Annotated in this window: 20 protein-coding genes; 17 read left to right on the forward strand and 3 right to left on the reverse strand. The window is 71.2% G+C overall.

The window, feature by feature from the left end; all coding sequences use genetic code 11:
* Positions 1-5: 5 nt before the first annotated feature.
* From pafA to ACZ6B1_RS21005, 15 genes are all read left to right on the forward strand, one after another.
* The gene (gene pafA, locus ACZ6B1_RS20935; RefSeq protein WP_073899688.1) at positions 6-1367 is read left to right on the forward strand and encodes a Pup--protein ligase; all 1362 of its coding nucleotides are present in this window, start codon (positions 6-8) and stop codon (positions 1365-1367) included.
* Between the two features lie 143 nt (positions 1368-1510).
* Positions 1511-2524 (forward strand): FKBP-type peptidyl-prolyl cis-trans isomerase, encoded by a 1014-nt coding sequence (locus ACZ6B1_RS20940; protein ID WP_468780430.1) that lies wholly within the window; start codon positions 1511-1513, stop codon positions 2522-2524.
* Between the two features lie 93 nt (positions 2525-2617).
* The gene (locus tag ACZ6B1_RS20945) at positions 2618-3001 is read left to right on the forward strand and encodes an FKBP-type peptidyl-prolyl cis-trans isomerase (protein ID WP_468780432.1); all 384 of its coding nucleotides are present in this window, start codon (positions 2618-2620) and stop codon (positions 2999-3001) included.
* 161 nt (positions 3002-3162) lie between these two features.
* A complete protein-coding gene (locus ACZ6B1_RS20950; RefSeq protein WP_468780434.1) occupies positions 3163-4140 on the forward strand; it encodes a helix-turn-helix transcriptional regulator in 978 nt (325 codons plus the stop codon).
* 18 nt (positions 4141-4158) lie between these two features.
* Entirely contained in the window at positions 4159-5202 is a 1044-nt protein-coding gene (locus tag ACZ6B1_RS20955; protein WP_468780436.1) for a helix-turn-helix transcriptional regulator, read from the forward strand.
* Complete coding sequence (locus tag ACZ6B1_RS20960) at positions 5199-5525, forward strand: hypothetical protein (protein ID WP_468780438.1); 327 nt, start codon at positions 5199-5201, stop codon at positions 5523-5525. The genes ACZ6B1_RS20955 and ACZ6B1_RS20960 overlap by 4 nt, the downstream gene beginning before the upstream one ends.
* 20 nt (positions 5526-5545) lie before the next feature.
* Positions 5546-5740 carry a hypothetical protein gene (locus ACZ6B1_RS20965; protein ID WP_390056483.1) on the forward strand — a complete coding sequence of 65 codons (195 nt, stop codon included), beginning with the start codon at positions 5546-5548 and terminating at the stop codon, positions 5738-5740.
* Positions 5741-5993: 253 nt separating this feature from the next.
* Positions 5994-6272 (forward strand): Sec-independent protein translocase subunit TatA, encoded by a 279-nt coding sequence (tatA, locus tag ACZ6B1_RS20970; protein ID WP_468780440.1) that lies wholly within the window; start codon positions 5994-5996, stop codon positions 6270-6272.
* Between the two features lie 47 nt (positions 6273-6319).
* Complete coding sequence (gene tatC / locus ACZ6B1_RS20975; RefSeq protein ID WP_468780442.1) at positions 6320-7270, forward strand: twin-arginine translocase subunit TatC; 951 nt, start codon at positions 6320-6322, stop codon at positions 7268-7270.
* Positions 7271-7370: 100 nt separating this feature from the next.
* A complete protein-coding gene (locus tag ACZ6B1_RS20980) occupies positions 7371-10223 on the forward strand; it encodes a DEAD/DEAH box helicase (protein WP_468780444.1) in 2853 nt (950 codons plus the stop codon).
* 352 nt (positions 10224-10575) lie between these two features.
* On the forward strand, positions 10576-12234 hold the full coding sequence (locus ACZ6B1_RS20985) for a sensor histidine kinase (RefSeq protein ID WP_468780446.1): 1659 nt from the start codon (positions 10576-10578) through the stop codon (positions 12232-12234).
* Positions 12231-12635: a roadblock/LC7 domain-containing protein gene (locus ACZ6B1_RS20990; RefSeq protein WP_468780448.1), complete on the forward strand. Its 405-nt coding sequence runs from the start codon at positions 12231-12233 to the stop codon at positions 12633-12635. Before ACZ6B1_RS20985 ends, ACZ6B1_RS20990 begins: the two co-directional genes overlap by 4 nt.
* Positions 12632-13048: a DUF742 domain-containing protein gene (locus tag ACZ6B1_RS20995; RefSeq protein ID WP_468780450.1), complete on the forward strand. Its 417-nt coding sequence runs from the start codon at positions 12632-12634 to the stop codon at positions 13046-13048. Before ACZ6B1_RS20990 ends, ACZ6B1_RS20995 begins: the two co-directional genes overlap by 4 nt.
* Complete coding sequence (locus tag ACZ6B1_RS21000) at positions 13029-13649, forward strand: GTP-binding protein (RefSeq protein ID WP_199209907.1); 621 nt, start codon at positions 13029-13031, stop codon at positions 13647-13649. The genes ACZ6B1_RS20995 and ACZ6B1_RS21000 overlap by 20 nt, the downstream gene beginning before the upstream one ends.
* 45 nt (positions 13650-13694) lie before the next feature.
* The gene (locus ACZ6B1_RS21005) at positions 13695-15185 is read left to right on the forward strand and encodes a cytochrome P450 (protein ID WP_468780452.1); all 1491 of its coding nucleotides are present in this window, start codon (positions 13695-13697) and stop codon (positions 15183-15185) included.
* 32 nt (positions 15186-15217) lie between these two features.
* On the opposite strand, the gene ACZ6B1_RS21010 is transcribed toward ACZ6B1_RS21005, so the two are convergent.
* From ACZ6B1_RS21010 to ACZ6B1_RS21020, 3 genes are all read right to left on the reverse strand, one after another.
* Positions 15218-16171, reverse strand: a complete 954-nt coding sequence (locus ACZ6B1_RS21010; RefSeq protein WP_468780454.1) for an RluA family pseudouridine synthase — start codon at positions 16169-16171, stop codon at positions 15218-15220.
* Positions 16172-16266: 95 nt separating this feature from the next.
* On the reverse strand, positions 16267-17115 hold the full coding sequence (locus ACZ6B1_RS21015; protein WP_468780456.1) for a siderophore-interacting protein: 849 nt from the start codon (positions 17113-17115) through the stop codon (positions 16267-16269).
* A gap of 42 nt (positions 17116-17157) precedes the next feature.
* Positions 17158-18078: a 5'-3' exonuclease gene (locus tag ACZ6B1_RS21020; RefSeq protein WP_468780458.1), complete on the reverse strand. Its 921-nt coding sequence runs from the start codon at positions 18076-18078 to the stop codon at positions 17158-17160.
* A gap of 123 nt (positions 18079-18201) precedes the next feature.
* Between ACZ6B1_RS21020 and ACZ6B1_RS21025 the strand changes: the two genes are divergently transcribed.
* Both ACZ6B1_RS21025 and ACZ6B1_RS21030 read left to right on the forward strand, forming a co-directional pair.
* Positions 18202-19281, forward strand: a complete 1080-nt coding sequence (locus tag ACZ6B1_RS21025) for a quaternary amine ABC transporter ATP-binding protein (RefSeq protein WP_468780460.1) — start codon at positions 18202-18204, stop codon at positions 19279-19281.
* Positions 19274-21085 carry an ABC transporter permease/substrate binding protein gene (locus tag ACZ6B1_RS21030; RefSeq protein WP_468780461.1) on the forward strand — a complete coding sequence of 604 codons (1812 nt, stop codon included), beginning with the start codon at positions 19274-19276 and terminating at the stop codon, positions 21083-21085. Before ACZ6B1_RS21025 ends, ACZ6B1_RS21030 begins: the two co-directional genes overlap by 8 nt.
* Positions 21086-21208: the final 123 nt, after the last annotated feature.

Consider the following 21208-nt stretch of genomic DNA (forward strand, 5'->3'; position numbering starts at 1 on the left):
CAGTCATGGACCGCCGCATTTTCGGGCTGGAGAACGAGTACGGCGTCACGTGCACGTTCAGGGGACAGCGCCGCCTGTCTCCTGACGAGGTGGCGCGGTACCTCTTCCGCCGTGTCGTGTCATGGGGCCGCAGCAGCAATGTCTTTCTGCGAAACGGCGCCCGGCTCTATCTGGACGTGGGGTCACATCCGGAATACGCCACACCCGAATGTGACAACGTGACCGAACTGGTCACTCACGACAAGGCCGGCGAGCGCATTCTCGAAGGACTCCTGGTGGACGCGGAACGACGCCTGCACGAGGAGGGAATCGCGGGCGACGTCTACCTCTTCAAGAACAACACCGACTCGGCGGGCAACTCCTACGGCTGCCACGAGAACTATCTCGTGGCCCGGCACGGGGAGTTCTCCCGGCTCGCGGACATCCTCATCCCCTTCCTGGTGACCAGGCAGCTGCTGTGCGGCGCGGGCAAGGTCCTGCAGACCCCGCGCGGCGCCGTGTACTGCGTCAGCCAGCGCGCCGAGCACATCTGGGAGGGCGTCTCCTCGGCGACGACCCGCTCCAGGCCGATCATCAACACCCGCGACGAACCGCACGCGGACGCCGAGCGGTACCGCCGGCTGCACGTCATCGTCGGCGACTCGAACATGTCCGAGACGACCATGCTGCTCAAGGTCGGCGCGACCGACCTGGTGCTGCGCATGATCGAGGCGGGCACCGTGATGCGCGACCTCACCCTGGAGAACCCGATCCGGGCGATCCGCGAGGTCAGCCACGACATCACCGGCCGGCGCAAGGTGCGCCTGGCCAGCGGCCGGGAGGCCTCCGCGCTGGAGGTGCAGCGCGAGTACTTCGACAAGGCCGTCGACTTCTGCGACCGCCGCGGCATCCGCACCGGCACGGTCGCGCAGGTCCTGGAGCTGTGGGGCCGCACCCTCGACGCCATCGAGACCGAGGAACTGGACCGGATCGGCACCGAGATCGACTGGGTCATGAAGTACAAGCTCATCGAGCGGTACCGGGCCAAGCACAACATGACCATGTCGCACCCGCGGGTCGCCCAGATAGACCTCGCGTACCACGACATCCACCGTCGCCGGGGTCTCTACTACCTGCTGGAGAAGAAGGGCCAAGCCGCCCGGATCTGCAACGACTTGAAGATCTTCGAGGGCAAGTCGGTGCCCCCGCAGACCACTCGGGCCCGGCTGCGCGGCGACTTCATCCGCCGGGCACAGGAGCAGCGCCGGGACTTCACGGTCGACTGGGTGCACCTCAAGCTCAACGACCAGGCACAGCGCACCGTGTTGTGCAAGGACCCGTTCCGCTCGGTGGACGACCGCGTGGAGAAGCTCATCGCCGGGATGTGACACCGCACGCGAGTCAAGCGTCTCCGCGCCGAAATGCCGGAACGCCACACGGGCGCCGTACGTTTCCCGTACGGCGCCCGCCTCGCGTCGTAGAGTTGCGCGCACGCCAATCCGCAAGATCGACCGATTACGAGGCCCTTCCCGTGCGCCGACGCTCCCTCCTCCTCGCCGCCGTACCCGCAGGACTGGTCACGCTCGCCGGATGCGGCGACGACAAGTCCGAGTCCAGCAAGGCCGGCGCGTCGCCGACACCGTCGGGCCCGGCGTCCTCGGTACCCCCGCCCAAGATCGTGGACGGGCCGCTGCCGGCGATCACGGCGGGGACCAAGTTCGGCGAGAAGCCGACCGTCGCCAAGGGGCCGGGCGAACCGTCGAAGGATCTCGCGGTCAAGACGGTCATCGCGGGCAGCGGCCGCACGGTCGCGGAGAACGACTTCATCGAGGCGAACTACCTGGGCCAGATCTGGAGCACCGCGAAGGTCTTCGACAACTCCTACGACCGCCATCGCCCGCTGGTCATGCAGCTCGCCCAGGGCAGCCTCATCGACGGCTGGCGGTACGCCCTGCAGGGCAAGAAGACCGGCAGCCGCGTCCTCATCGCCGTCCCGCCCACCTGGGGCTACGGCAAGTCGGGCAACGCGCAGGCGGGCATCAAGGGCACCGACACCCTGGTCTTCGTCATCGACCTGATCAACTCCTTCAACTCCAAGAGCTCCTCCCAGGGCAAGAAGGTCCCGCAGGACGACCCCGCGCTGCCGACGGTCGGTACCAACACCGACGGCAAGGCGCCGGAGATCAAGCCGGCCAAGCAGAGCACCCCGCCGAAGGAGCTGGCCTCCGTCTACGTCCTGGAGGGCGACGGCCCCGAGGTCAAGGCGAACCAGGCGGTGCTGTGCCAGTTCAAGGGCGTGGTCTGGGGCAGCGACAAGGCGTTCCAGCAGACGTACGACTCCGGACGGCTCAGCCAGTTCTCGCTGGAGCAGATGCAGCAGGTCGTCAAGGGACTGTCGCAGGGCCTGACCGGCAAGAAGGTGGGCAGCCGGGTCCTGGTCGTCGTACCGCCGGACCTGGGCTACGGCGACACCCCGCCGAGCGGCAGCGGCATCGAGAAGGGTGCCACGCTGGTGTTCTCGGTGGACATCCTCGCCGCGATGTGACCATGCCCCGCCGCGGCGCCGTGGCGGGCGCCAGACCAGCGGGGATGACAGACTGTCCGTGTTTCGTGTCGTACACAAGCAGGAGCTTTTGACGTGAGCATCGAGAAGCCCGAGATCGACTTCCCGGGCGGCGAGCCGCCGGCGGACCTCGAGATCAAGGACATCTGGGAAGGGGACGGCGAGGTCGCCGAAGCGGGCGACGTCGTCAAGGTCCACTACGTGGGCGTCGCCTTCTCCTCCGGCGAGGAGTTCGACGCCTCCTGGAACCGCGGCACCCCGCTGGACTTCCAGCTCGGCGTCGGCCAGGTCATCCAGGGCTGGGACAAGGGCGTCCAGGGCATGAAGGTCGGCGGCCGCCGCCAGCTGACCATCCCCGCGCACCTCGCGTACGGCGACCGCGGCGCCGGTGGCGGCCGGATCGCCCCGGGCGAGACGCTGATCTTCGTCTGCGACCTCGTGGGCGTTGCCAAGCGCTGACCGAACCTGGTCGAAGGAGGGCCCGTGCTGTCCGCACGGGCCCTCCTCGCGTGACCGCCGCTGTTCAGGACGGCTCCGCTTCCCGCTCCGGCTTTTGCCCCGGCACCCCGGGGCGGTACGGTCATCGGTCGGAAGCACCATAGGGAAGGCGAAGGGCGTCGATGGCCATTGCCAAGGCCGAGCGGCTGATGAACCTCGCGCTGTGCCTGCTCGGCACACGCCGGCCGCTCAGCAAGCGCGAGCTGCGCGACTCCATCGAGGCGTACGTCGAGGCCGCCAGGCCGGAGCGGGGCGCGGTGGGCAGCGACGACTCCTTCAACCGCATGTTCGAGCGGGACAAGGACGACCTGCGCGAGCTGGGCCTGGTCATCGAGACCGTGGAGAACCTCGACGGCGAGGTCGGCTATCTCGCCCGCCGCGACAGCAACCGCCTGCCTCCCATCACCCTGGACGCCGAGGAGGCCGCCGCCCTGGGCCTGGCCGCCAAGGTCTGGCAGCAGGCCCGCCTGGCCGGCGCGGCCAGCGGCGCCCTGCAGAAGCTGCGCGCCGCCGGGCTCCCCGAGGACGTCGACCCCTACGAGGCGCACGGCGCCCTGGAGCCGCGCATCCCGGTGCACGAGGCCGCCTTCGAACCGCTGATGCTGGCCTGCCGCGACCGCCGCCCCGTGGTCTTCGACTACCGCAAGGCCTCCGCCGCCCGCCCCGAGCCCCGGCACGTCGAGCCCTGGGCGCTGGAGTGCTGGCGCGGCCACTGGTACCTGGCCGGCTTCGACCGGGACCGGGGCGCCGAACGCGTCTTCCGGCTCTCCCGGATCACCGGCCGGGTGCGCTCCCGCGGCACCGGCTTCACCGCGCCCGTGCCCGACGTGGTCACCGTGCGCGAGACCGTCGCGAGCTGGGCGGGCGAGATCACCGACCGCTCGGCGCTGATCCGGCTGCGCACCGGATCCGGATACCCCCTCCGGGCGAAGGCCACCGCGGTCCGGGAACTCGGCGACGGCTGGGACGAGTTGGAAATTCCGTACGGGCACGGACTGGACGCCTGGCTGGTGGAGTTCGGGCCGGACGCGGTGGTCGTGGAGCCGGCCGAGCTGCGCGCGGACGTGGTGGACCGGCTGCGTGCCGTGGCCAAGGGCTGAGGGGGAGCGGAGCACACCATGGCAGGCAAACCGGTCAGGCCCGTGAACGCCATCGACCAGACCCGGCGGATGCTCTCCCTGGTCACCTACCTGAGGGAGCGCCCCGGCGCCAGGATCGCGGACGTGGCGCGTGCCTTCGGCATCACCGAGGACGAGCTGGTCTCCGACCTCGATCTGCTGCCCATGTGCGGCACCAGCTTCCGCGGCGGCGACCTGCTGGACATCGACACCGACGGCGAGCGCATCTGGTGGCACAACCCGGCCGCGCTCGGCGAGGAGGCGGCCGAGCCGCTCCGGCTCGCCGCCGACGAGGCCACGGCCCTGCTGGTGGCCGCCCGCGCGGTGTCCACCCTGCCGGGCCTCAGAGAGGGCGACCGCCAGGCGCTGCTGCGGGCGACGGCCAAGGTGGAGACCGCGGCCGGGGAAGCGGCCGGTGCCAGCGCCCGGCTGTCGGTGACCTTCGAGTCGGAGGGCGGGGTCTTCGCCGACGTCGACCGCGCGATCTCCGAGCGCCGCCGGCTGTGGATCCGCTACTACTCACCCGCGCGCGACGAGATCACCGAGCGGGAGATCGACCCCATCCGCCTGGTCAGCGTCGGCCACACCTACGTGGAGGCCTGGTGCCGCCGCTCCGAGGCGCGCCGCACCTTCCGGCTGGACCGGGTCGCCGAGATCAGGATCCTGGACGAGCCGTCCGCGCCGCCCGAGATGGAGCTGCGGGACCTGTCCGAGGCCCTGGTGCAGCCGGCCGCCGAGGACCCGGAGGTGGTCATCGAGGTCGGCCCCGGCGGCCGCTGGGTGGCCGAGTACTACCCGCACGACAGCGCCGATGAGCTTCCCGACGGCGGCCTGCGTATCACTCTGCGTACCCCCGATCCGGCCTCGCTGAGACGGCTGGCCCTGCGCCTCGGCCGTGACGGCCGGATCGTCTCGCCGCCCGACCTGGCCGACAGCGCCCGCCGGGCGGCCCGCGAGGCACTGGCGGCGTACGACACGGACACCCCGCCGGTGCGCGGTGGTGCCGACGACCGGCGTGACGACAGGCAGGAGCGGGAGCGTTGAGCGAGTCTCCGGTGTCCGGTGCGGGCCAGGCCACGAGGGGCGCGAGGGAGGCCGGCGCCCAGATGACGGTGGCGTCCGCCTTCGCCGGGATGAGAAGAGCGGTCCCGGTGCTGTTCCGGGCCGGCTGCCCCGACTGCCGGGGCCGTTTCGAACTCGCCGCGGGCGCCCTGCGCCTGGCCATAGGTGCCACGAGCCGTACGACGTTCTACTCCTTCACCTGCCCCGACTGCGGTGCTTCGGTGCGCAAGCCCGCGGGGGAGCGGATCGTCGAACTGCTCACCGGTGGCGGCGTCCGCACCCTGCGGCTGCACTCCACGCTGTAGGACCGTCTAAGGTCGACGTCATGTTCTGGCCGATGTTCGCGGTAGCCGTGGGTTTTCTGACACTCGCCGTGCTGGGGGTGCTCGCCGTGCGGGTCTTCCTCGAGGCACGGCGTCTGGGGCAGCAGGTCGCCGACTCCGCGCGCCGTATCAACCGGGCCGCCGAGGACCTGGAGCGGGCGGCGGTGAGCGCGGCCCGCGCCGTGGACACCCTGTGACGGTCACGACCCCGAGAGTCTGGTAAGGGAAACGGTTTGGGCCACTTCGCCCTGTCATGCTGGGTGGCGGGGCGGGTACGCTGCTGATCGCGGTGCGAATAACGAGGCGCGTGCCGCGGACCGGGAGTACGCACGGGGATTGCCTCACGTTCACCCCTGAGCGTTACGATCGCTGGCAGCACGATCGCTCGGACACGTGTCCGACTGGTCGGACAGCACCCACCCAGTCGCCTCGGTGAGAAGGTAAAGACTTATGTTCGGAAGGCTCGGAGCCCCCGAGATCATTCTCATCCTCGTCGTCATCGTCCTGCTGTTCGGCGCGAAGAAGCTTCCGGACATGGCGCGCTCGCTCGGCAAGTCCGCGCGCATCCTCAAGAGCGAGGCCAAGGCGATGAAGGAAGAGGGCAACACCTCCGCCCCGGCGCCCGGCTCCAACGAGCAGCCTCCGTCCCAGCGCACCATCCAGGCGGCCCCCGGCGACGTGACCAGCTCGCGGCCGGTCAACGAGCCGTCGGACACCACCCAGCGCTGACGCAGGGCCGGAGCACTCCGGCCCGCCGCACGAGATGAGGACGTGGGTTGCTCAAGTCTGCCCGCAAGAAGGAGAGAGATCCCGAGGGGCGGATGCCTCTCGCGGATCATCTTCGTGAGCTCCGCAACCGGCTCGCGAAGGCCATGCTGGCCATCGTCGTCGTGACGATCGTCGCCGCCTTCTTCTACAACGACATCATCAACTTCCTGACCAAGCCGATCCTCGACTCGGTGGGCTGTCGGGAGAGCTTCGAGCAACTGGCGAAGTCCTCGGCCAGGCACCAGTGCGCGGAGATCACCATCAACGGGCTCCTCGCCCCGTTCACCCTGGCGCTCCAGGTCTCGCTGATGGCAGGCGTCGTGCTCGCCTCGCCGGTCTGGCTCTACCAGCTCTGGGCCTTCGTCGCGCCCGGCCTGCACCGGCACGAGAAGAAGTACGCCTACGCGTTCGTCTTCACCGGTGCCCCGCTGTTCTTCGCCGGCGCCTTCTTCGCGTACAAGGTGCTGCCGACCACCGCCAAGGTGCTGATCGACTTCACACCCAACGGCGCCATCCGGAACCTGCTGCCGCTGGACGACCTGCTCCAGTTGGTCACCCGCATGGTGATCGTCTTCGGCCTCTCCTTCGAGCTGCCCCTGCTGCTGATCATGCTCAACCTCACCGGGGTGCTGGGCGGCAGGCGGATGCTCGGCTGGTGGCGCGCGATGATCCTCGGCATCACGGTCTTCGCGGCCGTCGCGACGCCGAGCACCGACCCGCTCTCCATGCTGGCCCTCGCCGGACCGATCTGGGTGCTGTACTTCGGCGCGGTCGGCTTCTCCCTGCTCAACGACAAGCGCAGGCGTCGCCGTGAGGCCGCCGGCCCCGCCGACGACGAGGCCTCCGAGCTGGATCTGACGCCCGAGGACATCGGCGAGGTCCAGCCCGTCCCGGCCGCCCCCACGGTGCCCGAGCAGGCGAGCGTGGAGCGGGTCAACGGCTACGACGACGTGACCTGACCCCACACCCGCAGCGCCGCCGGTGCCCCCGTTCCCGAGGACGGGGGCACTTCCCGTCCGTGCCCGCATCCGCGCTGCCGCTCAGCGCACGATCGGGATAATGATCGTCCTGTTGTCAGCGGGGCCCGGTACGCTCGAAAGCACGATGACAGAGGACCTCTCACCGGCCGAGCGGTACGCGGCCGCCCGTCTGCGGGCTGCCGAGCAGGCCACCGCGCTCGCGTCCTTCCGCGAGATGTACGACTTCGGCCTCGACCCCTTCCAGATCGAGGCCTGCCAGGCGCTCGAGGCCGGGAAGGGTGTGCTGGTGGCCGCCCCCACCGGCTCGGGCAAGACGATCGTGGGCGAGTTCGCCGTCCACCTCGCCCTGCTGCAGGGCAAGAAGTGCTTCTACACCACGCCCATCAAGGCGCTGTCCAACCAGAAATACGCCGACCTGTGCCGGCGCTACGGCGCGGCAAAGGTCGGCCTGCTCACCGGCGACAACAGCGTGAACTCCGACGCCCCGGTGGTCGTGATGACCACCGAGGTGCTGCGGAACATGCTGTACGCCGGCTCGCAGACCCTCCTCGGCCTCGGCTACGTGGTCATGGACGAGGTGCACTACCTCTCCGACCGCTTCCGCGGCGCCGTCTGGGAGGAAGTGATCATCCATCTCCCGGAGTCGGTGACCCTGGTGTCGCTGTCGGCGACCGTGTCCAACGCCGAGGAGTTCGGTGACTGGCTGGACACCGTCCGCGGCGACACCGAGGTGATCGTCTCCGAGCACCGGCCCGTGCCGCTGTTCCAGCACGTGCTCGCCGGGCGCCGGATGTACGACCTGTTCGAGGAGGGCGAGGGCAACAAGAAGGCCGTCAACCCCGATCTCGCCCGGCTCGCCCGCATGGAGGCGAGCCGGCCCTCGTACCAGGACCGGCGGCGCGGGCGCGCGATGCGCGAGGCCGACCGGGAGCGGGAACGCAGACAGCGCTCCCGGGTGTGGACGCCGGGCCGGCCCGAGGTCATCGAGCGCCTCGACGCCGAGGGCCTGCTGCCCGCCATCACCTTCATCTTCAGCCGGGCCGCCTGTGAGGCGGCCGTCCAGCAGTGCCTGTACGCGGGCCTCCGGCTCAACGACGACGAGGCCCGGGAACAGGTGCGGGCCCTCGTCGAGGAGCGCACCGCCGCCATCCCGACGGAGGACCTGCACGTCCTCGGGTACTACGAGTGGCTGGAGGGCCTGGAGCGCGGGATCGCCGCCCACCACGCGGGCATGCTGCCGACCTTCAAGGAGGTCGTGGAGGAACTGTTCGTACGCGGGCTGGTCAAGGCCGTGTTCGCGACCGAGACGCTCGCGCTCGGCATCAACATGCCCGCCCGTTCGGTGGTGCTGGAGAAGCTCGTCAAGTGGAACGGCGAGCAGCACGCCGACATCACCCCCGGTGAGTACACGCAGCTCACCGGCCGGGCCGGCCGCCGGGGCATCGACGTCGAGGGTCACGCGGTCGTGCTGTGGCAGCGCGGCATGAGCCCCGAGCACCTGGCCGGTCTCGCCGGCACGCGTACGTACCCGCTGCGCTCCAGCTTCAAGCCGTCGTACAACATGGCGGTCAATCTGGTCGAGCAGTTCGGCCGGCACCGCTCCCGCGAACTGCTGGAGACCTCCTTCGCGCAGTTCCAGGCCGACAAGTCGGTCGTCGGGATCTCCCGGCAGGTGCAGCGCAACGAGGAGGGCCTGGACGGCTACAAGGCCTCCATGACCTGCCACCTCGGAGACTTCGAGGAGTACGCGCGACTGCGCCGCGAGCTGAAGGACCGGGAGACCGAACTGGCCCGGCAGGGCGCCAGCCAGCGGCGCGCCGAGGCCGCCGTCGCCCTGGAGAGGCTCAAGCCGGGCGACGTCATCCACGTGCCCGCCGGCAAGTACGCGGGCCTGGCGCTGGTGCTGGACCCGGGCCTGCCCGCCGGGCGTTCCAACGGCCACCGGGGCTTCGACCACCACGACGGTCCGCGCCCGCTGGTGCTGACGGCCGAACGGCAGGTCAAGCGGCTGGCGTCGATGGACTTCCCGGTGCCGGTCGAGCCGCTGGACCGGATGCGGATCCCGAAGTCCTTCAACCCGCGCTCCCCGCAGTCCCGGCGGGATCTGGCCTCGGCGCTGCGCACCAAGGCCGGGCACATCCCGCCGGAGCGGGCCCGCAAGAGGCGTGCGCAGGCCGCCGACGATCGGGAGATCGCCCGGCTGCGCACGGCGATCCGCGCGCATCCCTGCCACGGCTGCGACGACCGCGAGGACCACGCCCGCTGGGCCGAGCGCTACCACCGCCTGCTGCGTGACACCTCGCAGCTCGAGCGCCGGATCGAGGGCCGTACGAACACCATCGCGCGGACCTTCGACCGGATCGTGGCGCTGCTCACCGAGCTGGACTACCTGCGCGGCGACGAGGTCACCGAGCACGGCAGGCGGCTCGCCCGGCTCTACGGCGAACTGGACCTGCTGGCCAGCGAATGCCTGCGCGAGGGCGTCTGGGAGGACCTCGCCCCGGCCGAACTCGCCGCCTGCGTCTCGGCGCTGGTGTACGAGGCCCGGATGAGCGACGACGCGACGGCGCCCAAGCTGCCCTCCGGCAGGGCGAAGGCCGCCCTCGGCGAGATGGTCAGGATCTGGGGGCGGCTGGACGCCGTCGAGGAGGAGTTCCGGATCAACCAGACCGAGGGCGTCGGCCAGCGCGAGCCGGACCTCGGCTTCGCCTGGGCCGCCTACATGTGGGCCTCCGGCAAGGGCCTCGACGAGGTGCTGCGCGAGGCGGAGATGCCGGCGGGCGACTTCGTGCGCTGGTGCAAGCAGGTGATCGACGTGCTCGGGCAGATCTCCGCCGCAGCGCCCGTCGAGGGCTCGACCGTGGCGAAGGCCGCGCGCAAGGCCGTGGACCAGCTCCTGCGAGGCGTGGTGGCCTACTCGTCGGTGGGCTGAGCCCGCCCGCGCGGGACGCGCCCCCCCCGAGCCGGTCGCGTCCCGCGCCGAAACCCCTCATTCACTCGTCACGGTGAGTGGGTTTCGCGTGCCCGTACGCCATCACGGATGGTGTTCGAACAAACGCACAGCGTGTAAATGGAGCCGAGAGTACTCCTGTTGTAGGGGTGAATTCAGGTGCTTGCCGAATATGACACGGCGATGATCCGGTCGGACTAAGCTCGCCCGCGACGCACCGAGTTGAGCCAAATCGTGCGCCTGTTCCCAAACATCCCGAAGGTCCCGTTGGTTCGGTGAATCTTCCCCGTGCAAGCTCCCCCGACACCCAGCCGACTCGTCTCAGAAGGCATCCATGGTGAGTGTTCGAAAGCCTCCCGGTGGCCGTGAACTTCCCTTCGCGCGCGTGCTGTTGCCGCCGGCCATAGTGATGGCAGGGGCGACCGGGGCCGCCGCCGCCCTGGTTCCGGCCTCCGCCCGGATCGCCGTCGTCGGGTGCGGGACCGTGGCCCTGCTGTTGATCCTCGCCCTGGCCGCGGAGATCGTCCGCCGGAGCCGCGTGCTCCGCGAGACACAGGCCGAACACGCCCGTCACTCCGCGTATATGGAGCACCGCCTCGCCACCCACGACGCGGAGATCGTCCGGCTCGGCACCCAGGTCCTGCCCACCGCGCTGCTCCACCTCCGCGCCGGAGAGCCGCTCCGGGAGGTGATGCGCAAGGTCGTCGACAACGACCCCGAACTGCGTCACCTTCCCGAGTCGCAGCGCACGCTGCTGCAAACGGCACTGCGCGGCGCCGACCACGAGATCTCGATGCGCGACGCCACGGAGCGCTCCTTCGTCAGCATCGCCCGCCGCGTCCAGGCCATCGTCCACCAGCAGGCCTACGAACTGCGCGAGATGGAGGAGGACCACGGCCGCAACCCCGAGGTCTTCGACGACCTGTTGCGCATCGACCACGGCACCGCCCTGATCGGCCGCCTCGCCGACTCCATCTCCGTGCTCGGCGGCGGTCGGCCCGGCCGCCAGTGGCCCCTGCCCGTGTCGCTGTACAGCGTCCTGCGCGGCGCGATGTCCCGGATCCTGGAGTACCGGCGCATCGACCTGAACTCCATCGTCAACATCAACATCAAGGGCACCGCCGTGGAGCCCATCATCCACGCCGCCGCCGAACTGCTCGACAACGCCACCCGCTACTCGCCGCCGTCGACCAAGGTGCACGTCACCGCCGTCGAGGTGCAGGCCGGACTCGCCATCGAGATCGAGGACGCCGGGGTCAGCCTCAGCGAGGAGTCCCGGGCCCGCATCGAGAAGGCGATCACCGACGCCATGGCGGCCGACGACGCCCACAACCTGGGCGAGAGCCCGCGCCTCGGACTCGCCGTCGTCGGCCGGCTCTGCAAGGCGTTCGACATGCAGGTCTCGCTGCGCGCCTCCGCCTACGGCGGCGTCCGGGCGATCCTCGTCGTGCCGCGCGTGATGACCACCACGGAGCCCGGCGTCGGCGCCGCCCACGGCATCGGTGCCACCGCCGTGCCCATGCCCGAACTCGGCGCCGTGGAGGGCCCCAAGCGCCCGCCCAAGAAGCGCCGCCCCACCAGCCCCCGCATCCCCGCCGGGATCTCCATGGAGGACGACGTCCCCGAGGTCACCGAGTGGACGGCGGGCGGCCTGCCGCAGCGCCGCAGCCGGGTGAAGACCCCGCTCAGCCGGCGGATCGCCGAACAGGCCGCCATCGAGCGCGCCGAGCGCGAGGGCAGGCCCACCGTCTGGTCCCAGCCGGCGCCCGAACCGGAACCCGAGCCCGAGATCGACCCCGAGCTCCAGAAGCTGAAGGACCGGCCGCCGGGCATGTGGGTCGACGCCTTCTGGGACGGCCTGAAGAAGGGCATGCCCGAGGGCGCCACCGCGGCCGAGCTGACCGACTTCACCCGGAACCCGACCGCTTACCTGCACCTGATCGACGATTCGGCAGGCCCCACCGAGGCCGACGACGAGGGGAACCCCAAGTGATCCAGCAGCGAGGCAACATCGACTGGATGCTCAAGCAGCTCAATGACGGCGTCCCGGGCATCCAGATGATCGTGGTCCTCTCCGCCGACGGACTGCGCATCGCCCGGCACGGCGGCGACCCCGACGCCGCCGACCGGGTGGCCGCCGCCTGCGCGGGACTGCAGAGCCTGGCCAGTGCCATCACCCAGGAGATCGAGGGCAGCGGTGACATGAAGCTCGTCGTCATCGAGATCGACGGCGGCTACTTCTACCTCATGAACGCCGGCGCCAACGCCTTCCTCGCGGTGCTCGCCGACGTGACCTGCGAACCGGGCCGGATGAGCGGCATGATGCGCGACCTCGTCGTCCGGATCGGCACCCACCTGACGAGCCCGCCCCGTCGGAACGGGCAGACCGTATGACTGCTCCGCGCCGCAGAAGCCGCCGGCCACCGCGACCGCCGTCACCCCCGCCGCCCCCGCTCCCGGCGAAAGCGGCGGACGGCCCCGACCGGCCCCCCGAGCGGCTGTACACCATCGCAGGTTCCGCCGACGGCGCCCGGGCCGAACTCGACCTGGTGACGCTGATCGTGGCGCACTCCGCGCCGACACCGTCCGCCTCCCCCGAGCAGGCGGCGGTGCTCCGGCTCTGCACCGCGCCGCTGTCCGTGGCCGAACTCTCCGCCTACCTCAAGCTGCCGTTCAGCGCGACGACCGTCCTGCTCACCGAGCTGATCACGGCCGAACTGGTGCAGGCGCGCGCCCCGATCGTCCGCCAGGCGCTCCCCGACCGTTCACTCCTCGAAGCGGTGATGCATGGACTTCAACGGCTCTGACACCATCCCCGGCCCGCGCACCGAGGACCATCTGCCGCAGACGGCCCAGGCCGCGGTGAAGATCGTGATCGTGGGCGGGTTCGGCGTCGGCAAGACCACGATGGTCGGCTCGGTCAGCGACATCAGGCCGCTGACCACCGAGGAGACCATGACCCAGGCCGGCATCGGGGTCGACGACAACTACGGCTCCGACACCAAGACGGCCACCACCGTGGCGATGGACTTCGGCCGCATCGGCATCACCGACAAGCTGGTGCTGTACCTGTTCGGCACCCCCGGCCAGGAGCGCTTCTGGTTCCTGTGGAACGGCCTGTTCGAAGGCGCGCTCGGCGCGGTCGTCCTCGTCGACACCCGGCGTCTGGAAGTGAGCTTCGACGTCATGGGACGGCTGGAGGAACGCGGCGTGCCCTTCGTCGTGGCCGTCAACACCTTCCCGGACGCGCCCCGTTACCCGATCGAGGAACTGCGCACCGCGCTGGACCTGGCCCCGGAAATCCCGATCATCGACTGCGACGTGCGCCGGCGGGCCTCCAGCAAGGACGTGCTGATGACCCTGATGCGCTTCCTGCACTCCCTGGCCCTGTCCGGCGCCCTCCGCTGACCCGTGTCCGCCCGACCCCCACACCATCCGTTCCGGAGCTGCACCGTGACGTCTGAACCCCAGTCCCTGACCGGCACCGAACCCACCTCCGGCCCGCCGCCCGGCTGCCCGGCGCACGGCCTCGGCCCCGGCGAGGCGCACCGGATCCACGGCCCCGACGCCGAGGACCTGGGCGACCTGTACGAGCACCTGCGGGAGCTGCACGGCGCCGTGGCGCCCGTACTGCTCCACGACGACGTACCGATGTGGGTGGTACTCGGCCACGCCGAGAACCTGCAGATGGTGCGCAGCCCCTCGCAGTACACCCGCGACAGCCGGATCTGGTCCCCGCTGCTCCAGGACCAGGTCAAGCCCGACCACCCGCTCATGCCGCACATCGCCTGGCAGCCCATCTGTTCGCACGCCGAGGGCGACGAGCACCAGCGGCTGCGCGCGGCGGTCACCGGCGCCATGGCCCCCATCGACCACCGCGGCCTGCGCCGCCACATCGGCCGCTACACCCAGGCCCTGGTCAACGACTTCTGCGAGCGCGGCCGGGCCGACCTGGTCTCCCAGTTCGCCGAGCACCTGCCGATGGCCGTGATGTGCGAGATCCTCGGCATGCCCGAGGAGTACGGCGACCGGATGGTGCAGGCCGCCCGCGACGCGCTCAAGGGCACCGAGACCGCCATCCAGAGCCACGCCTATGTCATGGAGGCGCTCGGCCGGCTCACCACCCGCCGCAGGGCCCGCCCCGAGGACGACTTCACCAGCCACCTCATCACCCACCCGGCGGGACTCACCGACGACGAGGTCCGCGAACACCTGCGGCTGGTCCTGTTCGCGGCCTACGAGGCCACCGTCAACCTCCTCTCCAACGCGCTGCGCATGGTGCTGACCGAGCCGGGCTTCCGCGCCCAGCTCAACGGCGGCCAGATGACGGTGCCCGAGGCCATCGAGCAGTCGCTGTGGGACGAGCCGCCGTTCAGCACCGTCCTCGGCTACTTCGCCAAGCAGGACACGGAGTTGGGCGGGCGGCGCATCCGCCGGGGCGATGGGCTGCTCTTCGCGCCCGCCCCGGGCAACGTCGATCCGCGGGTGCGCCCCGACCTCTCCGCCGGCATGCAGGGCAACCGGTCCCACCTGGCGTTCGGCGGCGGCCCGCACGAGTGCCCCGGCCAGGACATCGGCCGGGCCATCGCCGACGTCGGGGTGGACGCGCTGCTGATGCGGCTGCCCGACGTCCAGCTGGACTGCGCCGAGGAGGAGCTGCGCTGGCGCTCCTCGATCGCCTCCCGGCACCTCGTGTCGCTGCCGGTGCGCTTCGAGCCCAAGGCCCAGCAGGACGCGAGCCTGCCGCCCAGCCCGTCGACCGTCCCGCCGCAGCGCTCCGGCCCACCGGTCGTCACCGCGTACAGTGAACCGCTCCCCGCCGCCGCACCCCGGCCGCCGGTTCCGGCCCCGGTTCCCCCCGCCGTTCCCGCCCCCGCGGCGCCGGAACCGTCCCGCCGCGAGAGCATGTGGCAACGGCTGATGCGGTGGTGGCGCGGGGAGTGAGCGAAGGCTCCCGTGGGAAGTGAAGGAGACCGCTACGGCTCCTGCCCGGCCCACCCGGCAGGGCAGGACCAGGCCCGCAGGGTCCGCCCGCTGACGAAGGCGTGCCGCGCGCCGGTCACCGGGTCGGTGAACTCCAGCCTCCGGGCCAGCAGTTGCAGCGGGCGCCGGAAGTCGCCGGGCGGTACGGGGCCGGTCACCTGTGGGTACAGCGGGTCGCCGAGGATGGGCACGCCCAGCGCGTTCAGATGGACCCGGAGCTGATGGGTCTGCCCGGTCTCCGGCAGCAGCCGGTACCGGCCCAGGCCGTCCCGGTGCGCGGCCAGCTCCACCCGGGTCACCGCGTTCGGCTCGCCCTCGACCTCCCGCGCGGCCTGCACCCCGCGCTCCTTGACGATCCGGCTGCGCACGGTACGGGGCAGCGCGAGCGCCGGGTCGTACGGCGCCACGGCCTCGTACTCCTTGCGCACCCGCCGGTCCCGGAACAGCGTCTGGTAGGCGCCGCGCTCCTCGGGCCGCACCGTGAACAGCACCAGACCGGCGGTGAGCCGGTCCAGGCGGTGCGCGGCGGTCAGTGCCGGAAGGGCCAGCTCGTCGCGGAGCCGGGCCAGCGCGGTCTGGGTGACGTGCGAGCCGCGCGGGGTCGTCGCGAGGAAGTGCGGCTTGTCGGCCACGACGATGTGCTCGTCCCGGTGCACCACCTCCAGCGGGAAGGGCACCGGTACCTCGGTGGGCAGCTCCCGGTGGAACCACACGAACATCCCCGGCCGGTAGGGCGCTTCCGGATCGACCGCCCGCCCGTCGGCGCCGACGAAGAGCCCCGCCTCGAACATGGCCTCGACGGTCCCGGGCCCGGCGCCCGTCAGCCGTGCCACGAGATGGTCCCGCACGGTCGCCCACGCCCCGTCGTGCGGCAGCCGCACCCGCACCGGGTCGACGCCGTGGCGCTGGGGGAGCGGGGCGGGCGGGGGCGGGGTACGGCGTCGCACGGGGTCAAGGGTACGAGCGCGGCGGAAGGCCCGGTCATCTCCGGCGGCGGGCCGGGGAGTCGCGGCCGGGGACGGTCGCGGTCAGCGGGCCGGGGTCAGGCGGCCGCCGCGCCGCCGCTCTCCTGCTCGGCCTCGATGCGGGCGTTCCACTCGCGCTTGGAGGCCTGCCAGCCGTCCTCGTTGTGGCCGAGGCGCCAGTAGCCGGAGATCGACAGGTCCTCGCGCGGGATCCGCAGCTCGACCCGGAGCATCCGCCGCAGCTCCTTCACGAACGCCGCCTCGCCGTGCACGAACGCGTGCGGCCGGCCCTCGGGGAACTCCAGCGCCCGTACCGCCTCGAGCAGGGCCTGGCCCACCGGCCGGTTCCCGCGGTGCAGCCAGACGACCTCCACATCGGAGTCGATCTTCTGCTCCTCCGTGGGACCCGACACCTCCACGAAGGCGTGCGCCCGGGCGCCGGCCGGCAGCGTCTCCAGGGCACGGGCGATCGCGGGCAGCGCGCTCTCGTCGCCGGCCAGCAGATGCCAGTCGGCATCCGGCTCGGGGGCGTAGGCGCCGCCGGGGCCGATGAAGCGCACGATGTCACCGGGGCGTGCCCGCGTGGCCCAGGGCCCGGCCAGCCCCTCGTCGCCGTGGATCACGAAGTCCAGCGTCAGCTCACGCTGTCCGGGATCCCAGGCGCGCACGGTGTACGTCCGGGTCACCGGCCACTGCTCACGCGGGAACTCGGCCCGGACGCGCTCCAGGTCGAAGGGCTCGGGATAGGTGACGCCCTCGGGGCCGAACAGCAGCTTCACATAGTGGTCGGTGCAGGTGTCCGCGGCGAACCCGGCGAGACCCTCGCCGCCGAGCACCACGCGCTGCATGTGCGGGGTCAGCCGCTCGGTCCGCACCACCTGGGCGGTATAGGGCTTGCGCGGCTTTCGTCCCGGACGCTCTGCCATCACGGCCTCCTGCTGCATTGGTTAGGGTAACCTAAGTTAGCATCACGTACCGAGCGTCGTCAGCAGCCGCCCGAGGGAGCCGCCCAGTCCCCAGCGCGCCGCCAGCGCCTCGAGGCCCGCCGGATCGCGCGGGGTGCGCGGCAGGGCGGTCTCGACGTCCGGCAGCGGGACGTCACCGGCCACCCGCACCACCTTCGGCGCGACCGCGACGTACGGCCGGGCCTCGGTCAGCCGCTTGCGCTGCGACGGCGTGAGCTTCGCCCGCGGGTCGTCGACCGCCGCCATGATCCCCGCCAGGTCGCCGAACTCGGCGAGCAGCTTGGCGGCCGTCTTCTCGCCGATCCCGGGTACGCCCGGCAGGCCGTCGCTCGGGTCGCCGCGCAGTAGCGCCAGATCCGCGTACCCCCGCCCGTCGACCCCATACTTCTCCCGCAGCACCGCCTCGTCGGTCAGCTGCAGCGTGCCGACGCCCTTCAGCGGGTAGAGCACCCGGACGCCGCGCTCGTCGTCGACGAGCTGGTACAGGTCGCGGTCGCCGGTGACGATGTCCACTGAGCCGCCCGCCCGCGCGGTGAACGTGCCGATCACGTCGTCGGCCTCGTAACCCGCGACCCCCACCCGGGCGATGCCGATGGCGTCCAGCACTGCCTCGATGACCGGCACCTGCGGGGAGAGCGTGTCCGGCACCTCCTCCTCGTCCGGCGCGCCCTCGTGCTCCGCGGCGACCCGGTGTGCCTTGTACGTCGGGATCAGGTCCACCCGCCACTGCGGCCGCCAGTCGGCGTCCATGCAGGCCACCAGCCGCTGCGGCCGGTGGTCCTTCACCAGCCGGTCGATGAAGTCCAGCAGGCCGCGCACGGCGTTCACGGGGGTGCCGTCCGGCGCCCGCACGGAGTCCGGCACGCCGAAGTAGGCGCGGAAGTAGAGCGAGGCGGTGTCGAGGAGCATGAGTCGTCCGGTCACGCTCGCATCATGCCGTACGGCACTGACACGGCCCCGTTGTGACCTAAGGCACTTAAAAGTTTGACCAATCGGGATCTGGGGAGGCGCGGCTTCTGTCATGTACGGCCGAGACGAGAGGCACGCGTGCAACCAAGGCTTGAGGCCGAGCACCTGTTCAAGGTGTTCGGCAGACGACCGGACCAGGCAGTGGCGAAGCTGCGCGAGAGCACCGACCGGGAGGGACTGCGCGCCGACGGCACCACCGCCGCGGTGATCGACGCCTCCTTCCAGGTCGAGGCGGGCGAGATATTCGTCGTCATGGGTCTGTCGGGCTCCGGCAAGTCCACCCTGCTCCGGATGCTCAACGGTCTGCTCGAGCCGACCGCCGGCCGCGTCCGCTTCGACGGCCAGGACCTGACCGGGCTCAGCGACCGTGAACTGCGCGAACTGCGCTCGAAGAAGATCAGCATGGTCTTCCAGCACTTCGCGCTCTTCCCGCACCGCAGCGTCCGTGACAACGCCGCCTACGGCCTGTCCGTGCAGGGCGTGCCCCGCGCCGAGCGCGAGCGCCGCGCCGACGAGGCGCTCGCCCTGTGCGGTCTGGCCGGCTGGGAGGCCTCCTGGCCCGACGAGCTGTCCGGCGGCATGCAGCAGCGCGTCGGGCTCGCCCGCGCCCTGGCCACCGACGCGGACCTGCTGCTGATGGACGAGTCCTTCAGCGCCCTGGACCCGCTGATCCGCCGCGACATGCAGGACCAGTTGCTGGAGCTGCAGAAGACCCTGAAGAAGACGATCGTCTTCATCACCCACGACCTCAACGAGGCCATGCGCCTCGGCGACCGCATCGCCGTCATGCGCGACGGCCGGATCGTCCAGACCGGCACCGCCGAGGACATCCTGCTGCGCCCGGCGGACGACTACGTCGCCTCCTTCATCAAGGACGTCGACCGCTCCCGGGTGCTGACCGCCGCCGCGGTGATGGACACCGACGTCCGCGGCGACGAGGCCGACTGCGGCTGCGAGACGGCCGCCCCCGGCACGCCCTTCACCGAGCTGTGCGCGATCAGCGCCCGGCTCAGCCACCCCGTCGCCGTCCTGGACGCCGGCCGCGAGCTCGTCGGCGTCGTGCCGCGGCAGCGCCTGGTCGGCCTCCTCGGCGACGAACAGGGCGACCCCGCCGCCTGCGGCGACCACAACGGCGGAAAGGTGATCGCCCGTGCCTAGGATCCGTCTCGGCGACTGGGTCGACTCCGGTGTCAACTGGCTCGTCGACCACCTCTCCTGGCTCTTCGACGCGATCCGCGCGGTCATGGAGGGCATGTACGACGGCATCGACGCCGTCCTCGCCGCCCCCGAGCCGCTGCTCATGGCCGGCATCCTCGGGGTGATCGCCTGGTGGCTGCGCGGGCTGCTCGGCGGAGTCCTCGCCTTCGCCGGGTTCGCCCTGGTCGACTCGCTGGACCTGTGGGACCGGGCGATGTCCACGCTGGCCCTCGTCCTGGTGGCCACGGTGATCGCCCTGGTGATCTCCATCCCGCTGGGCATCTGGGCCGCCCGCTCCAAGGCGGTCAGCGCGGCCGTGCGGCCCGTCCTGGACCTGCTCCAGACGATGCCGTCGATGGTCCTGCTGATCCCCGCGATGCTCTTCTTCGGCCTCGGCACCGCCGCCGGTGTCGTCGCCACCCTGATCTTCGCGCTCGCCCCCGGCGTCCGCATGACCGAGCTGGGCATCCGGCAGGTCGACGCCGAACTGGTCGAGGCCGCCGAGGCCTTCGGCACCACGCCGCGCGACACCCTGTGGCGCGTGCAGCTGCCGCTGGCCCTGCCGACCATCATGGCCGGCGTCAACCAGGTGATCATGCTGGGCCTGTCCATGGTCGTCATCGCCGGCATGGTCGGCACCGGCGGCCTCGGCGGCGCGGTCAACGAGGCCATCGGCCAGCTCGACATCGGCTACGGCTTCGAGGCGGGCGTCGGCATCGTCGTCCTCGCCATCTACCTGGACCGGGTCACCAGTGCCCTCGGCACCCAGCTCTCCCCGCTCGGCCGCAGGGCCGCCGCCAAGACCCGGACGACGACCTGGTCGTACCGTCCGCGCCCGGTGGTCGCCGTCGCCGGTGTGGTCGCCCTCGCGCTCGTCGCGGGCGGTCTGGGCGTCTTCGGCTCCTCCGGCACCTCCGAGGCCTCCGGCACCGACATCGGCCGGGGCAAGGAGATCAACATCGGCTACATCCCCTGGGACGAGGGCATCGCCTCCACGTTCCTGTGGAAGGAGCTCCTGGAGCGGCGCGGCTTCAAGGTGAACACCACCCAGTACGCGGCCGGCCCCCTCTACACCGGCCTCGCCACCGGCCAGCTCGACTTCGAGACCGACTCCTGGCTGCCCACCACGCACGCCGAGTACTGGAAGAAGTACGGCGACAAGCTGGACGACCTCGGCAAGTGGTACGGCCCCACCTCCCTCGAGCTGAGCGTCCCGTCCTACGTGAAGGACGTGAACTCGCTGGCGGATTTGAAGGCCCACGCCTCCGAGTTCGGCGGCAGGATCGTCGGCATCGAGCCCAGCGCCGGCATGATGGGCCTGCTCAAGGACAAGGTCCTGGAGCGGTACGGTCTGCGGGGCGAGTACGAGGTCATCGACGGCTCCACGCCCGCGATGCTCGCCGAGCTCAAGCGCGCCTACGCCAAGAAGCAGCCGGTCGTCGTCACCCTGTGGTCGCCGCACTGGGCGTACAGCGACTACGACCTGAAGAAGCTGAAGGACCCCGCGGGCGCCTGGGGCAAGGGCGACGGGGTGCACACCCTCGCCCGCAAGGGCTTCGCCGCCGACAACCCCGAGGTCGGCGCCTGGCTCAAGAACTTCTCGATGACCGAGAAGCAGCTCACCGGTCTGGAGGCGCGGATCCAGAAGGCCGGCAAGGGCAAGGAGCAGGACGCCGTCCGCACCTGGCTGAAGCAGCACCCGGGCCAGGCCGACAAGTGGGCGCCGATCGACCGCAAGGGGCACGAGAGCCAGGCGGCCGGATGACCTGACCGTCCCGACCGCCGCCCGAGGGGTGGGCGTGGGGGGAAAGGGGGGGGGCGCGGGGAGGGAGGGGGGACTCCGGCGGGGGGGGGGGGGGACGAGGGGGGGGAGAGGGGGGGGACCAGA

This window comes from Streptomyces sp. NPDC041129, assembly GCF_055592265.1.

What these genes read in the sequence shown, in the direction of transcription:
- ACZ6B1_RS21015 (WP_468780456.1), bottom strand. Translation starts at nt 17,115, where the DNA reads ATGGCAGAGCGTCCGGGACGAAAGCCGCGCAAGCCCTATACCGCCCAG.
- ACZ6B1_RS20985 (WP_468780446.1), top strand. Translation starts at nt 10,576, where the DNA reads ATGGTGAGTGTTCGAAAGCCTCCCGGTGGCCGTGAACTTCCCTTCGCG.
- ACZ6B1_RS20955 (WP_468780436.1), top strand. Translation starts at nt 4,159, where the DNA reads ATGGCAGGCAAACCGGTCAGGCCCGTGAACGCCATCGACCAGACCCGG.
- ACZ6B1_RS20950 (WP_468780434.1), top strand. Translation starts at nt 3,163, where the DNA reads ATGGCCATTGCCAAGGCCGAGCGGCTGATGAACCTCGCGCTGTGCCTG.
- ACZ6B1_RS20980 (WP_468780444.1), top strand. Translation starts at nt 7,371, where the DNA reads ATGATCGTCCTGTTGTCAGCGGGGCCCGGTACGCTCGAAAGCACGATG.
- tatA (WP_468780440.1), top strand. Translation starts at nt 5,994, where the DNA reads ATGTTCGGAAGGCTCGGAGCCCCCGAGATCATTCTCATCCTCGTCGTC.
- ACZ6B1_RS20995 (WP_468780450.1), top strand. Translation starts at nt 12,632, where the DNA reads ATGACTGCTCCGCGCCGCAGAAGCCGCCGGCCACCGCGACCGCCGTCA.
- ACZ6B1_RS20965 (WP_390056483.1), top strand. Translation starts at nt 5,546, where the DNA reads ATGTTCTGGCCGATGTTCGCGGTAGCCGTGGGTTTTCTGACACTCGCC.
- pafA (WP_073899688.1), top strand. Translation starts at nt 6, where the DNA reads ATGGACCGCCGCATTTTCGGGCTGGAGAACGAGTACGGCGTCACGTGC.
- ACZ6B1_RS21000 (WP_199209907.1), top strand. Translation starts at nt 13,029, where the DNA reads ATGGACTTCAACGGCTCTGACACCATCCCCGGCCCGCGCACCGAGGAC.